Source organism: Streptomyces sp. NPDC058620 (assembly GCF_042717135.1).
Lineage (GTDB): Bacteria > Actinomycetota > Actinomycetes > Streptomycetales > Streptomycetaceae > Streptomyces.
In genome coordinates, this window is the sequence record NZ_JBHXQO010000017.1 from 88,280 (window position 1) to 100,974 (window position 12,695).

Here is a 12,695-nt window from a genome sequence, read left to right on the forward strand (position 1 = left end):
CAAGGTGAGTACCATCACGCCCGATGTCAGGACATACCGGGTATCGCTCAGCGCTCCGCCGAGAGGCCCCGGAGGGCGTAGTCGACCACCGAGTCGGCGTACTCGTGCGTCAGCGGGAGGGTCCGGAGCAGCCAGCGGTGGGTCAGTGGTGCGATCAGCAGCTCCAGGGCGATGCGGGGGTCGATGTCGGCACGCAGCTGTCCGGCCTCCTGGGCGGCGCGCAGTCGTGTGACATAGAACCGGAGCTGGGGTTCGAGGAGTTTCCCGGTGAACTCGGCGCCCAGCTTCGGATCGACGATCCCCTCGGCGGTGAGCGCGCGGGTCGGCGCCTCGAAGGCCGGGTCGTTCAGCTCGTCGACGGTGGCCCGCAGGACGACCTTGAGGTCGGCCGCGAGATCCCCGGTGTCGGGAAGCCCGCGCAGCTCCCCGGCGGCCTCCGCCGCCCGCTCCGCGAGGTCCGTGAACGCCTCCAGCAGTACGGCCGCCTTCGACGGCCACCAGCGGTAGATCGTCTGCTTGCCGACCCCGGCGCGGGCGGCGATGCCCTCGATCGTCGTCTTCGCGTAGCCGTCCTCCACGACCAGGGCCAGAGCGGCGTCGTGGATGGCGCGGCGGGAGCGGTCGCTGCGGCGGCTGGAGTCGGGTGCCTTGGTGGGTGCCATGTACGTCAATCTAGCGTGGAGTCAGCCGATACGTCTCGTCTCGGTTCGCCGGGTGTCCCCCGCGCGAACCACCCGATCGGTCCACTGCGGATCGGCCCGGCACGGCGCACCATGAGCTCACGCACTGACCGTGCGTCCCACCGTTCCGCAGCCGAGGCTGCCGTTCGAGAGGAGCCCGCATTGACTCGTGACGCCACCCCTCGTCGCTATCTGATGTGCGCCCCCGACCACTTCAGGGTCACCTACTCCATCAACCCGTGGATGGACCCCTCGAAACCGGTCGACCTGCCGCTGGCCCGGACCCAGTGGGAGGACCTGCGCGACCGCTACCGCACGCTCGGGCACACCGTCGAACTGCTCACGCCCCGGCCGGACCTGCCGGACATGGTCTTCGCCGCCAACGGGGCCACCGTGATCGACGGCCGCGTGCTGGGCGCCCTGTTCGCCTACCAGGAGCGGTACGCGGAGGCGGAGGCCCACCGGGACTGGTTCCGGGAAGCCGGTTTCACGGAGATCCGGGAGCCGGATCACGTCAACGAGGGCGAGGGGGACTTCGCGGTCACCTCCTCGTACCTCCTGGCGGGGCGCGGCTTCCGCTCCAGTCCGCTCTCGCACGACGAGGCGCAGGAGTTCTTCGGGCGTCCGGTCATCGGTCTCGATCTGGTGGACCCGCGCTACTACCACCTGGACACGGCCCTGTGCGTCCTCGACGAGGCGGGCGACGAGATCATGTACTACCCCGGTGCCTTCTCGCCGGGCAGCCGGTCCGTGCTGGCCCGGCTCTTCCCCGACGCGCTGATCGCCACGGAGCCGGACGCGGCGGCGCTCGGGCTCAACGCGGTGAGCGACGGACTCCACGTCCTGCTGCCGCAGGCCGCCACGGGGCTGTTCGACCCGCTGCGGGACCGCGGCTTCGATCCGGTGCCGATGGATCTGGGCGAGCTGCTGAAGGGCGGTGGCAGCGTGAAGTGCTGCACCCAGGAGCTACGGCTGTGAGGGGCCGGGCGGCCAGGAGTCACCCCACGCGGTGTCCCTGGCCGCCCGGTACAGCTCGCCGTGCCGCTTGGTGACCGTGGAGCGCTGGAGGGCCTCGTCACGGGTGCAGAGTTCGAGGAGCACCTGGCCCTTGCGGATCTGCGGTCTGCGGGTGACCCGGGCGGCGGCCGGCGTCACGGGGAAGCGGGTCGCCACGACGTAACTGAACTTCTCGTCCTCGTGGCTCAGGGAGCCGCCCTTCACCTGCCGGTGCAGCGAGGAGCGGCTGACCCGGGCGGAGAAATGGCACCAGTCGGTGCCCGGCTCGATGGGGCACGCGTCGTCGTGCGGGCAGGGCGCCGCGACGGTCAGCCCGGCGGCGATCAGCCGGGTACGGGCCTCGATGACGCGCTCGTAGCCGTCGGGGGTGCCGGGCTCGACGATCACCACGGCCTGCGAGGCGCCCGCCGCCGCGTCGACCAGCTCGGCCCTGGCCCCCGGGGTGAGCTCCTTGAGTACGTACGAGACGGTCACCAGGTCCGTCGGCGCGAGGTCCAGCGCTGCGCCGATCCTGGCCTGCTGCCACCGGGCGCCGCGCAGTCCGGGGAGGTCCGAGGCGGCGGCCAGCTCACGGCCGAGGACGAGCGCGGGCTCGGCCCAGTCCAGGACCGTGGTCGCCGCCCCCTGCCAGGCCCCGGCCACCGCCCAGCTCGCGGCCCCCGTACCGCCCCCGACGTCGGTGTGCGTGGCGGGCGCCCAGTGCGGGGCGGCCTCGCGCAGCGCGGCGAGTGCGGACCGTACCGCTTCGAACGTCGCGGGCATCCGGTACGCGGCGTACGCGACGACGTCGGACCGGTCGCGCAGGACCGGGGCGTCCGTGGGGGTGGTCCCGCGGTAGCTGGCGATCAGCCGGTCGACGGCCTGGGTGGCCTGCTTGGGCGGCAGCCCGTCGAGCAGCGCGGCCAGGGCGGCGCGCAGGGCTTCCGCGGTGGGGGTGGAGGCGTTCACCGCCGAATTGTAGGCGCAGGCGACCGGCCGGTCGCAGTCCGTCCGCCGGTACGGAACCGGGACGGAACGGCGACGGAACCGAACTGCTTTTCCCCTGAGGGCTGTTGTTACGCTGACCGCCGCGAGGTTCGGGGATTGCTCATCGGGGGGACCATGAGACAGAGGATCGTGCGCCTGGCTCTGGCCGGGGGGGTGCTGGTCCTGGCCCTGCTGCTCCTGCTGGCGACCTGCGGGGGTGACAGCGACAGGAGCGACAGGAAACCGAAGAAGCCCACGAAGAAGAGCGCGGGCCCTTCGACGCGGCTCATCGTTCCGCCGGAGTACACGACGGCGCACGGCTGGGAGATCATCGGGGCGGCGCCGGAGTACGCGGTCTCCCGCTCGACGGGCCGGCTGGCCTTCCTCGTGACGGCATCCGGGAACCGCTACCGGCTGCGCACCATCGACGCGGCGTCCGGAAAGCTCGCGTGGAGCGGCACGGCCTGGCGCCCGCCGGACCCGCTGCACTTCCCGAAGCTGCTCTCCGTCGCCACGGCGGACCGGCAGTACTTCGTGACCTGGGCGTACGGGAAGGTCGGCGACGGCCTCTCCGCCACGGACACCTTCGTCTCCCTCGACGTCTACGACGCGGCCGACGGCACCCGGCGCCGCGTCGAGGTGCCGTGGAGCGGAGCGCCGAAGGTCACCGCCACCGGGCCGGACATCCTGATCAGTGACGGGCGCGCGAACAGTGCCGTGATCGACCCGGCCACCGGTGAGGTGTCACGGGTCGCCGCGACCGCGCTGAAGTATCCGAAGGGCTGCCCTGCCTGCAAGCAGCTCACGGAGGTGCGCGGCCAGACCGGGCAGGGGCTGCTGGTGAGCGGGGCGCGGGAGTTCTGGGTACGGGGCGGCTGGTTCAGCCGGAACGTGGCGCCCAAGGGCACCGACCGGCAAAGCGGGGTGCCGACGTCCGTGGCACCGGGGTGGATTCTGGCGAAGTGGCAGCTGGCCAAGGGCGCGAAGCGGGCCGCCGGCCACGAGCTGTGGGCGGTGCACGAAGCGGCGACGGGGAAGCCGGTGGTCTCGGTCGAGTGCCACAAGCCGGCGATCGAGCCGGGGCAGTATCCCCAGGCCGTCGTGGCACCGTCGGACGGCTACCTCGTCGCCGGGAACCTCGCCTTCGACCTGGGAGCGGCGAAGGGCTTCTGCCTGGAGGACGAGGACGGCTCGACCTCGGTGACGCTCGCGTCGGTGACGGACCGGGGGGTGGCCTACGGCGCGAGGAACGTGCGCGACGCCTCGGACGCCCTGGAGGGCGGCGGGGAGCCGGTCGAGATGGAGTTCACGACCGGGGCGGTCTCGCCGCTCTCACCGAATGTGCGCCTGCCGGGGATGGAGACGGCGGGCGTCGGGCTGTTCCGCTGGATGGACCGCAGGGACCGGCTCCATCTGATCGGCTACCCCCGCAACGGCTGACCGGGGCGGGCGGGCGGGCGCTCGCGCCGGCCCGTACCCCCGCCCGCCCGCGCGTCAGAGACCGCCCGCGGTGGAGGCCCGCTGCCACGGCCTGCACAGCGCCAGGAAGCACACCAACGCCCCCAGGGCGCAGACCACCTGCACCACGGCCATCGGCACGGCCGTCCGCTCCCCGGCGATACCGACGAGCGGCGAGGCGATCGCCCCGATCAGGAACGACGAGGTGCCGAGCAGCGCCGAGGCCGAACCGGCGGCGTGCTTCGTACGCATGAGGGCCTGCGCGTTGGTGTTGGGCATCGCGAGACCCATCGCCGACATCAGCACGAAGAGCCCGGCCGCCACCGGCACCAGACCGACGTCACCGAAGACCCCCGACGTCATCAGCAGGAGTGCGACGGCGGCCAGCGAGATGACGCCGAGTCCGAAGCCGAGCGCCTTGTCCAGACTGACCCGGCCCACCAGTACCTTGCCGTTGATCTGGCCGACGGCGATCAGACCGATCGAGTTGATGCCGAAGAGCAGGCTGAAGGTCTGCGGCGAGGCGCCGTAGATCTCCTGCACGACGAACGGCGAGGCACTCACGTAGGCGAAGAGCGCGGCGAAGGCGAGGCTGCCCGCGATCATGTAGCCGGTGAACACCCGGTCGGCGAGCAGGCCGCGCATGGTGCGCAGTGCCTCGCCGACGCCGCCGGTGTGGCGTTCCTCCGGCGGCAGGGTCTCGTGCAGCCACTTCCATACGACCAGGGTGAGCACGACACCGACGCCGGTGAGGACGACGAAGATGCCCCGCCAGTCGGTGAACCGGAGCACCTGACCGCCGATCACCGGCGCGATGACGGGGGCGACTCCGGAGATCAGCATCAGGGTGGAGAAGAACTTGGCCATCTCCACGCCGTCGTAGAGGTCACGCACCACGGCCCGGGAGATCACGATGCCGGCGGCACCCGCCAGTCCCTGGAGGAGACGGAAGCCGATGAGGAGTTCGGCGGTGGGCGCGAACGCGCAGATGGCGGTGGCGACGACGTAGACGATCATGCCGAGGAGCAGGGGTCTGCGCCGGCCCCACCGGTCGCTCATCGGTCCGACGACGAGCTGTCCGAGTGCCATGCCCGCCAGGCAGGCGGTCAGCGTGAGCTGGACGGTGGAGGCGGGGGCGTGCAGGACGTCGGTGACCTCCGGCAGCGCCGGGAGGTACATGTCCATGGAGAGGGGCGGCAGCGCGGTCAGTCCGCCGAGAACCAGGGTGACCAGCAGTCCGGTCCGCCGGGCGGCGGGGGTGGACGTGATCGGGGCGGTGCCGGGTCCGGCGCCGGCCCCTGTCGTGGGTATGTGCTCTTTCTGGGCCCGGCTTCCGCCGCTGTCCGGCATTCTCATCTCCGCATCGTTGAATCCGCATCTATGCTCTCAGCTCAACCACGGTGGTCGGAACCGTTTACTTATGGGGGCGGACATGAGCAGAACTGTGCGATGGGGCGTGCTGGCGACGGGCGGTATAGCCGCGCGGTTCACCGAGGACCTCCTCGGGATGCCGGACGCCGAGGTGGTGGCGGTGGCCTCCCGCACGGACGCCTCCGCGAAGGCGTTCGCCGAACGGTTCGGGATCGGCCGGGCGTACGGGAGCTGGGCGGAGCTCGTCGCCGACGACGAGGTCGACGTGGTGTACGTGGCCACGCCGCACTCCGCGCACCGGGAGGCGGCCGGGCTCGCTCTCGAAGCCGGAAAGCACGTGCTGTGCGAGAAGGCGTTCACGCTCAACGCCCCGGAGGCCGAGGAGCTCGTGGCGATGGCCCGGGAGCGCGGGCTGTTCCTGATGGAAGCGATGTGGACGTACTGCAATCCCGTCATCCGGCGGATGACGGAGCTCGTGCGGGACGGCGCCATCGGCGAGATCCGCACCGTCCAGGCCGATTTCGGCTTCGCGGGCGCGTTCGACACCGGGCACCGGCTGATCGATCCGGCGCTGGGCGGCGGCGCCCTGCTGGACCTCGGCGTCTACCCGGTGTCGTTCGCCCAGCTGCTGCTGGGCGAGCCGGACCGGGTGCGGGCCGACGCGCTGCTCTCCCCCGAGGGCGTCGACCTGAACACCGGGATGCTGCTGGGCTGGTCCGGTCGGGGTGCCACCGCGCTGCTCGCCTGCTCGCTGGTCGGTGACCACCCGACGACCGCGTCGGTCACCGGGACGGCCGGGCGGATCGACTTCCCGCAGGGCTTCTTCCACCCGGAGCGATTCGTGCTGCACCGGCCGGGCCGCGAGCCCGAGGAGTTCGACTCGGGGCCCGGACCGCAGGGCCTTTCGGGGATGCAGTACGAGGCCGCCGAGGTGATGCGCGCGGTACGGGCGGGCGAGACGGAGTCCCCGCTCGTGCCGCTGGACGGCTCGCTCGCGGTGATGCGGACGCTCGACGCGGTGCGCGAACGCATCGGTGTCCGCTATCCCGCCGACGTGCGCGTCTGAAAACACCGGGCCCGCCCGCGTACCTACGCGGGCGTGAGCCCCGGGTTCCCCGCCTCGGTCACGAAGGAGGCCGCCGTCGTCACGGGCGCACCGGGCGTCGTGACCGCGGAGACCGTACGGAAGTCGGCGCGGGCCTCCTTCGTACCGAGGGTGATGAGGGCGTAGCCGCGGCGGCCGTTGTAGAACCTCATGTGCGGGTTGGCCTGCGTCAGGTTGCTCCAGTTCGCGGGCCGCTCGGCACCGTCCTTGCCGCTGCTGATGGACGTGGCGACGATCTCCGTACCGATCGTGCGGGAGGACGGGTCGTCGAAGTCCTTCTTGAGGTCGAGGCCGTAGCCGACGTGCACATCGCCGGTCAGCACCATCAGGTTCTCGACCCCGGCCGCCTCCGCGCCGTTCAGGAGCCGCTGCCGGGAGGCCGGGTAGCCGTCCCACGAGTCCATGGACAGCTTGAAGGCGTCGGTCGGCACGTCACGCCGCTGGGCGAAGACGACCTGCTGCGGCACGACGTTCCACCGGGCCCGCGAGGCGTGCCAGCCGTCGATCAGCCAGCGCTCCTGCTCGGCCCCCGTCATGGTGCGCGTGGGGTCCTCGGACTCCGGGCCCGGCACCTTCCAGCCGTCGCCGAGCGCCTGGTCGCTGCGGTACTGGCGGGTGTCGAGGATGTCGAACTGGGCGAGCCGGCCGAAGGAGAGACGGCGGTAGAGCCTCATGTCGGGGCCGGTCGGGCGCTGCGGGCTGCGCAACGGCTGGTTCTCCCAGTACGCCCGGTAGGCGGCGGCCCTGCGGAGCAGGAACTCCTCCGGCGGAACGCTGTTCTCGGGAGTGCCGCCCGCGTAGTTGTTCTCCGTCTCGTGGTCGTCCCAGGTGACGACGAAGGGGTGAGCGGCGTGGGCGGCCCGCAGGTCCGGGTCGGACTTGTAGAGGGCGTACCGCATCCGGTAGTCCTCCAGGGTGACCGTCTCGCGGTTGTAGTGGGCGGGGAGCGTGCGGTCGGTGTAGGCGCGGGCACCGCCGGTCGCGTTCACGGCGTACTCGTACAGGTAGTCGCCGAGGTGGAACACCACGTCGACGTCCTCCTCGGCGAGGTGCCCGTACGGGGTGAAGTAGCCGTCGTGGTAGGCCTGGCAGGAGACGGCGGCGATGCTCAGGGAGCTGTTGGACGCGCCCGGGGCGGGGGCCGTACGGGTCCGGCCGGCCGGGCTGATCCAGGTGCCCGTGCGGAAGCGGTAGTAGAGGACGCGGTCGGGGTCGAGCCCGCCGATGTCCACGTGGACGCTGTGGGCGAACTCCGGGTGGGCGGTGGTCCAACCGCGCCGGACGATACGGCTGAAGCGCTCGTCGCGGGCGATCTCCCAGCGGACCCGGACGCGGGCGGCGGGCATGCCGCTGTCCGGCTCGTAGGGGCGCGGGGCGAGTCTCGTCCAGAGCAGGACGGAGCCGGGCAGCGGGTCGCCCGAGCCGACGCCGAGCGTGAAGGGGTCCTCGGTGATCTGCCGGGGGTCGAGCTCTGCGGCGCTCGCGGCGCCCGCGGCGGGCAGGTTGACGGCGAAGGCCAGTGCGGCCGCGGCGCCCGTGGCGGTGAGGAAGCGGCGGCGGCCGAGGCCGGCCCCGAGATGCCGGGCTGCGGCGCGGAGTTCGGTCGAATGCCCCTGCTGTACAGGCGTGCGGGCGATCTGTGCGGGTGTCATATGCCCCTCCCCTGACGGATGCTGTCAGGAGAATTGGAGTGCGGGGCGACGACCCTCCGTTGTCGCGTGCACAACATCCCCATGGCGGCACGATGAGCACCGCGTGCCGCCGGCCCTCACACCTCCCGTACGCTGCCGGGCCATGAACGCTGAGCAGAGAATCGCTGTCGTCACGGGTGCGGGGTCGGGTATCGGAAAGGCCGTGGCGCTCACGCTGGCCGGTGCGGGCTGGTCGGTGGCACTGGCCGGGCGGCGGCCCGGGACGCTGGAGGCCACCGCGCGGGAGGCGGGGGCCTGGGACGTCCTGTGTGTACCGGCCGACGTGACCGACCCGGACGAGGTGAACGCGCTCTTCGCCGCCGTGCGCGAGCGGTTCGGCCGGCTGGACCTGCTCTTCAACAACGCGGGCACGTTCGGCCCGCGCTCCGTTCCGGTGGAGGACATCGCGTACGAGGACTGGCGCGCGGTGGTGGACGTGAATCTGACGGGCGCGTTCCTGTGCGCGCAGGCGGCGTACCGGCAGATGAAGGAGCAGGACCCGCAGGGCGGCCGGATCATCAACAACGGTTCGGTCTCCGCGCACGCGCCGCGTCCGCACTCGATCGCGTACACGGCGACGAAGCACGCCATGACCGGACTGACGAAGTCGCTGTCCCTGGACGGGCGTCCGTACCGGATCGCCTGCGGGCAGATCGACATCGGAAACGCGGCCACCGAGATGACGGAGCGGATGCGGACCGGCATCCTCCAGGCCAACGGCGAACTGGCGGTGGAGCCGGTGATGGCGGCGGCGGACGTGGCCCGGACGGTGCTGCACATGGCGGAACTGCCGCTGGAGGCGAATGTGCAGTTCGCGACGGTCCTGGCGACGACGATGCCGTACGTGGGCCGGGGCTAGGGGCGTCCGCAGAGGTGTCCGCGGGCGTCCGCAGGGGTGTCCGCGCCCCTGCTCCGGACCCCACCGCGGCACGCGGCTCGACCCCGGGAATGCCTCCGGCCCGACCGGGGTTGAGCTGCGACATGAGTCAGCTCTCCGGTAACCCCGGCTCCTCCGCTTCCGACGTGCTCCGGTACACCGCCTTCTCGGCCGATCCGGAAGGCGGCAACCCCGCGGGCGTCGTTCTGGACGCCTCCGGCCTCGACGACGCGGCGATGCTCGCCGCGGCCGCCGAACTCGGCTACAGCGAGTCGGCCTTCCTGACCGGGACGGGCAACCGGGCCTACACGATCCGCTACTTCAGCCCGAAGGCCGAGGTGCCGTTCTGCGGGCACGCCACAATCGCGACGGCGATCGCCCTCGCCGAGCGCGACGGCCCCGGCGACCTGGTGTTCTCGACCCGGGCGGGTACGGTCCCGGTCACTGTCACCCGTGAGGGCGACGAGCTGCGCGCCACGCTCACCAGCGTCGAGCCGCAGGTCACGGACATCGCCCCGGACGATCTGACGGAGGCCCTCGCGGCGCTGGACTGGCCGGCCGCCGATCTGGACCCGGCCCTCCCGGCCCGTATCTCGTACGCGGGCGCCCGCCACCTGGTGCTGGCCGCCGCGACCCGCGAGCGGCTCGCTGACCTGGCGTACGACTTCGCGCGCCTCGAAGCGTTCATGCACCGCCTCGACCTGACCACCGTCCAGCTCGTGTGGCGTGAGGGCCCGGCGGTCTTCCACGTGCGCGACCCCTTCCCGGTCGGCGGGGTGGTCGAGGACCCGGCGACGGGCGCGGCCGCGGCGGCCTTCGGCGCGTACGCACGCGAACTGGCGATCGTCCCGGAGGCCGCGGTCCTGACCCTGCACCAGGGCGAGGACATGGGCCGCCCCGGCACCCTCACCGTGGAACTGCGCGCGGACGACAGCCGCGTCCGGGTGAGCGGCACGGGTACGCGGATCGGCTGACCGCGCGCCGGCATCGCCCCCGTTACCGGGAGGGAGCGCGCCGGCCTCACCTCACGTACACACCCGCCCTCGCCGCCACCGCGGCGGCTTCGGCCGCCCGGTCGGCGGCGATGTCGTCGAGCGCGCCCCCGCCGGTCAGCAGCCGGTAGTAGAGCGGCGCCGAGACGGCCCGGATCACCTCGCACCCGTCCGTACCCGGGGGCAGCTCGCCGCGTTCGACCGCCGCTTCCACGCAGCCCGCCCACTCCTTCACGCGCACCTCGTAGAAGCGGTGCAGCGCCTCCGCCGTACGGGCGTCGCAGGTCGCCGCCGCGATCACGGACGTGAAGAGGGCGCCCTGACGCGGGTCGGTGAGCGTCCGGACGACCAGGCGGGCGTTGGCCGCGAGGTCCTGGTCCAGCGATCCGAGGTCCGTACGCGGCACGGACTGTTCGGCCATCTCCGCCAGCAGGTCGGCCACCAGACCGGCCGGGGTGGACCAGCGCCGGTAGACGGTCGTCTTACCCACCTCCGCGCGTCGCGCGACATCGGCGAGGTCGAGCCCGCCGAAGCCGTGTTCGGCCAGGGCGTCGCCCGCCGCCCGCAGGACCGCGTCCCGCACCCGTGCCGTACGCCCACCGGGCCGGACCATGCCCGGCTCGCCACCCTCAGCATCCATAACGGGTCTCCAGTTCCATTAGCTTACCGACTCCTGTTACGGTGACTCCATCTTAATGGAACCACAAGACCATTAAGGCGTCCCGTCCCAGGAAAGGGCACCCATGTCCACATCCAGCACGGCACCCCTCGCACCGCCGGCGCCATCCGTCGCCGACCCTCGCATGACGGGACGGCAGAAGCTCGTCCTCACTCTTCTCCTCGGCGCCCAGTTCATGATCGCCGTGGACTTCTCGATCCTGAACGTCGCACTCCCGGTCGTCGGCGAAGGGCTCGGCTTCTCCCTCTCCCACCTCCAGTGGATCGCCACCTCCTTCGCCCTCGCCGCGGCCGGATTCACGCTCCTGTTCGGCCGCGTCGCCGATCTCGTCGGCCGCAAGCGCCTGTTCATCGGCGGCATGGTCGTCCTCGGCCTCTCCTCCGCACTCGGCGGCCTCGCCAACTCGCCCGAAGTCCTCCTCACCGCACGGGTGTTGCAGGGCCTCGCCACCGCGGCCGTCACCCCGGCCGGGCTCGCCCTGCTCACCACCGCGTTCAAGGAGGGCCGGCTGCGCGAACGGGCCCTCGGGCTCAACGGCGCCCTGATGTCCGCCGGGTTCACCGCCGGAGCGATCCTCGGCGGACTCCTCACCGATCTGCTCTCGTGGCGCTGGGCCTTCTTCATCAACGTGCCGGTCGCCGCGCTCGTCGTCGCCCTCGCCCCGTCCGTGATCACCGACTCCCGGCCCGCCGTCCGCCCGAAGCTCGATGTGCCCGGCGCCGCGACCGTCACCGGCGGACTCCTGCTGCTCGTGTACGGACTGACCCAGGCGGGCGAGTCCGGCTGGACCACACCCGCCACCCTCGCCGCCCTGCTCGCGGGCGCCGCACTCCTCGTCGGCTTCTGGTTCATCGAGAAGCGGGCGGCGGCACCCCTCGTCCCCGTACACATCCTGAAGCGCCGCAGCGTCATCTGGGGCAACACCACCGGTCTGATCGCCTTCGTCACCGAGACCTCGCTGGTCTTCCTCCTCACCCTCTACCTCCAGGAGGTCCTCGGTTACTCGGCGCTCGCCACCGGCCTCGCCTTCGGCGTCCTGGGCGTCGGTACGGTGATCGGCGGCACCCTCGGCGGCCGTGCGGTGGGGCGCTTCGGCAACCGGCGCACCATCGCGTTCGGCGGCCTCGTCCAGGCCGCCGCCACCCTCTCCCTGGTGGCGCTCGGAACCTCGGGCGGCTGGATCCAGCTCGTGCTGGCGGCCACGTTCATCGGCGGCATCGGCAACATGCTGATGATCGTCGGGTTCATGGTCACCGCCACGTCGGGCCTCCCCGACGAGGAGCAGGGCCTCGCCACCGGGCTGGCGACCATGACGCAGCAGGTCGGCATCACCCTGGGCATCCCGGTCATGAGCGCCGTCGCCACCGCCCGCATGGGAGGGGCCACGGGACCGGACGCGGTGCTGTCCGGTGTCTCGCTCGCCGTCCTGGTGAACTCCGGCCTCGTCCTGGCAGGCGCCCTGGCCGCCTGGGTCTTCCTCGGCCGGCGCGAGGTGCGGAGCCCGGCCGGGTGAGCCGGTCGCCGATCAGCCGGGGCGCGCCCGCGTCGGGGCCGGGGCGCGGGGCGCGTCGCGGCAGGATACGGACATGGCGCAGCCGCTGACCGTTCCGAGCATGACCGCGGGCCCCGACTTCGTCCTGCGCCCCTGGGAGCTGAGCGACCTCCCGCTGGTACGGGAGGCCGCGGCGGACGACTACATCCCGCTGATCACCACGATTCCGTCCCCGTACTCCGACGAGGCCGCCGAAGCCTTCGTACGCCGGCAGTGGGACCGGGCTGGCAGCAAGTCGGCGGCGAGCGCCGGGACATGGTCATGTACGCCGCCCTGAACGACGAACGCCCCTCCGGCGACCGGGCGG

General features: G+C 72.1%; 12 protein-coding genes. 7 read left to right on the top strand and 5 right to left on the bottom strand.

From position 1 onward, the window contains the following. Positions 1 to 47 precede the first annotated feature (47 nt). Positions 48 to 662, bottom strand: coding sequence for a TetR/AcrR family transcriptional regulator (locus tag ACFWSK_RS18620; RefSeq protein WP_383787110.1), 615 nt, complete (start codon positions 660 to 662; stop codon positions 48 to 50). A 111-nt stretch (positions 663 to 773) separates the two neighbouring features. On the opposite strand from ACFWSK_RS18620, the gene ddaH reads away from it, so the two are divergent. Further along, positions 774 to 1,658 carry a dimethylargininase gene (gene ddaH, locus ACFWSK_RS18625; protein WP_383787113.1) on the top strand — a complete coding sequence of 295 codons (885 nt, stop codon included), beginning with the start codon at positions 774 to 776 and terminating at the stop codon, positions 1,656 to 1,658. Here the strand turns inward: ddaH and ACFWSK_RS18630 are convergent. Continuing rightward, the gene (locus tag ACFWSK_RS18630) at positions 1,647 to 2,645 is read right to left on the bottom strand and encodes a small ribosomal subunit Rsm22 family protein (RefSeq protein WP_383787116.1); all 999 of its coding nucleotides are present in this window, start codon (positions 2,643 to 2,645) and stop codon (positions 1,647 to 1,649) included. The two genes, ddaH and ACFWSK_RS18630, sit on opposite strands and share 12 nt — an antisense overlap. A 153-nt stretch (positions 2,646 to 2,798) precedes the next feature. Between ACFWSK_RS18630 and ACFWSK_RS18635 the strand changes: the two genes are divergently transcribed. Further along, positions 2,799 to 4,103: a hypothetical protein gene (locus tag ACFWSK_RS18635; protein ID WP_383787119.1), complete on the top strand. Its 1,305-nt coding sequence runs from the start codon at positions 2,799 to 2,801 to the stop codon at positions 4,101 to 4,103. A 54-nt stretch (positions 4,104 to 4,157) separates the two neighbouring features. Here the strand turns inward: ACFWSK_RS18635 and ACFWSK_RS18640 are convergent, their stop codons facing one another. Continuing rightward, entirely contained in the window at positions 4,158 to 5,471 is a 1,314-nt protein-coding gene (locus ACFWSK_RS18640) for a multidrug effflux MFS transporter (protein ID WP_383787200.1), read from the bottom strand. An 82-nt stretch (positions 5,472 to 5,553) separates the two neighbouring features. Here ACFWSK_RS18640 and ACFWSK_RS18645 point away from each other — a divergent pair, with 82 nt between their 5' ends. Further along, positions 5,554 to 6,558 carry a Gfo/Idh/MocA family protein gene (locus ACFWSK_RS18645; RefSeq protein WP_383787121.1) on the top strand — a complete coding sequence of 335 codons (1,005 nt, stop codon included), beginning with the start codon at positions 5,554 to 5,556 and terminating at the stop codon, positions 6,556 to 6,558. Positions 6,559 to 6,581: 23 nt separating this feature from the next. On the opposite strand, the gene ACFWSK_RS18650 is transcribed toward ACFWSK_RS18645, so the two are convergent. Continuing rightward, positions 6,582 to 8,249, bottom strand: a complete 1,668-nt coding sequence (locus tag ACFWSK_RS18650; protein ID WP_383787124.1) for an alkaline phosphatase D family protein — start codon at positions 8,247 to 8,249, stop codon at positions 6,582 to 6,584. 142 nt (positions 8,250 to 8,391) lie between these two features. On the opposite strand from ACFWSK_RS18650, the gene ACFWSK_RS18655 reads away from it, so the two are divergent. Continuing rightward, positions 8,392 to 9,147, top strand: a complete 756-nt coding sequence (locus ACFWSK_RS18655; protein ID WP_383787127.1) for an SDR family oxidoreductase — start codon at positions 8,392 to 8,394, stop codon at positions 9,145 to 9,147. Positions 9,148 to 9,269: 122 nt separating this feature from the next. Next, positions 9,270 to 10,139 (top strand): PhzF family phenazine biosynthesis protein, encoded by an 870-nt coding sequence (locus ACFWSK_RS18660; RefSeq protein WP_383787130.1) that lies wholly within the window; start codon positions 9,270 to 9,272, stop codon positions 10,137 to 10,139. Positions 10,140 to 10,185: 46 nt separating this feature from the next. Here ACFWSK_RS18660 and ACFWSK_RS18665 read toward each other — a convergent pair whose 3' ends face one another. After that, a complete protein-coding gene (locus ACFWSK_RS18665) occupies positions 10,186 to 10,797 on the bottom strand; it encodes a TetR/AcrR family transcriptional regulator (protein WP_383787132.1) in 612 nt (203 codons plus the stop codon). A gap of 103 nt (positions 10,798 to 10,900) precedes the next feature. Here ACFWSK_RS18665 and ACFWSK_RS18670 point away from each other — a divergent pair, with 103 nt between their 5' ends. Continuing rightward, complete coding sequence (locus ACFWSK_RS18670; RefSeq protein ID WP_383787134.1) at positions 10,901 to 12,349, top strand: MFS transporter; 1,449 nt, start codon at positions 10,901 to 10,903, stop codon at positions 12,347 to 12,349. 73 nt (positions 12,350 to 12,422) lie between these two features. Then, positions 12,423 to 12,665 (top strand): hypothetical protein, encoded by a 243-nt coding sequence (locus ACFWSK_RS18675; protein ID WP_383787135.1) that lies wholly within the window; start codon positions 12,423 to 12,425, stop codon positions 12,663 to 12,665. Positions 12,666 to 12,695 lie beyond the last annotated feature (30 nt).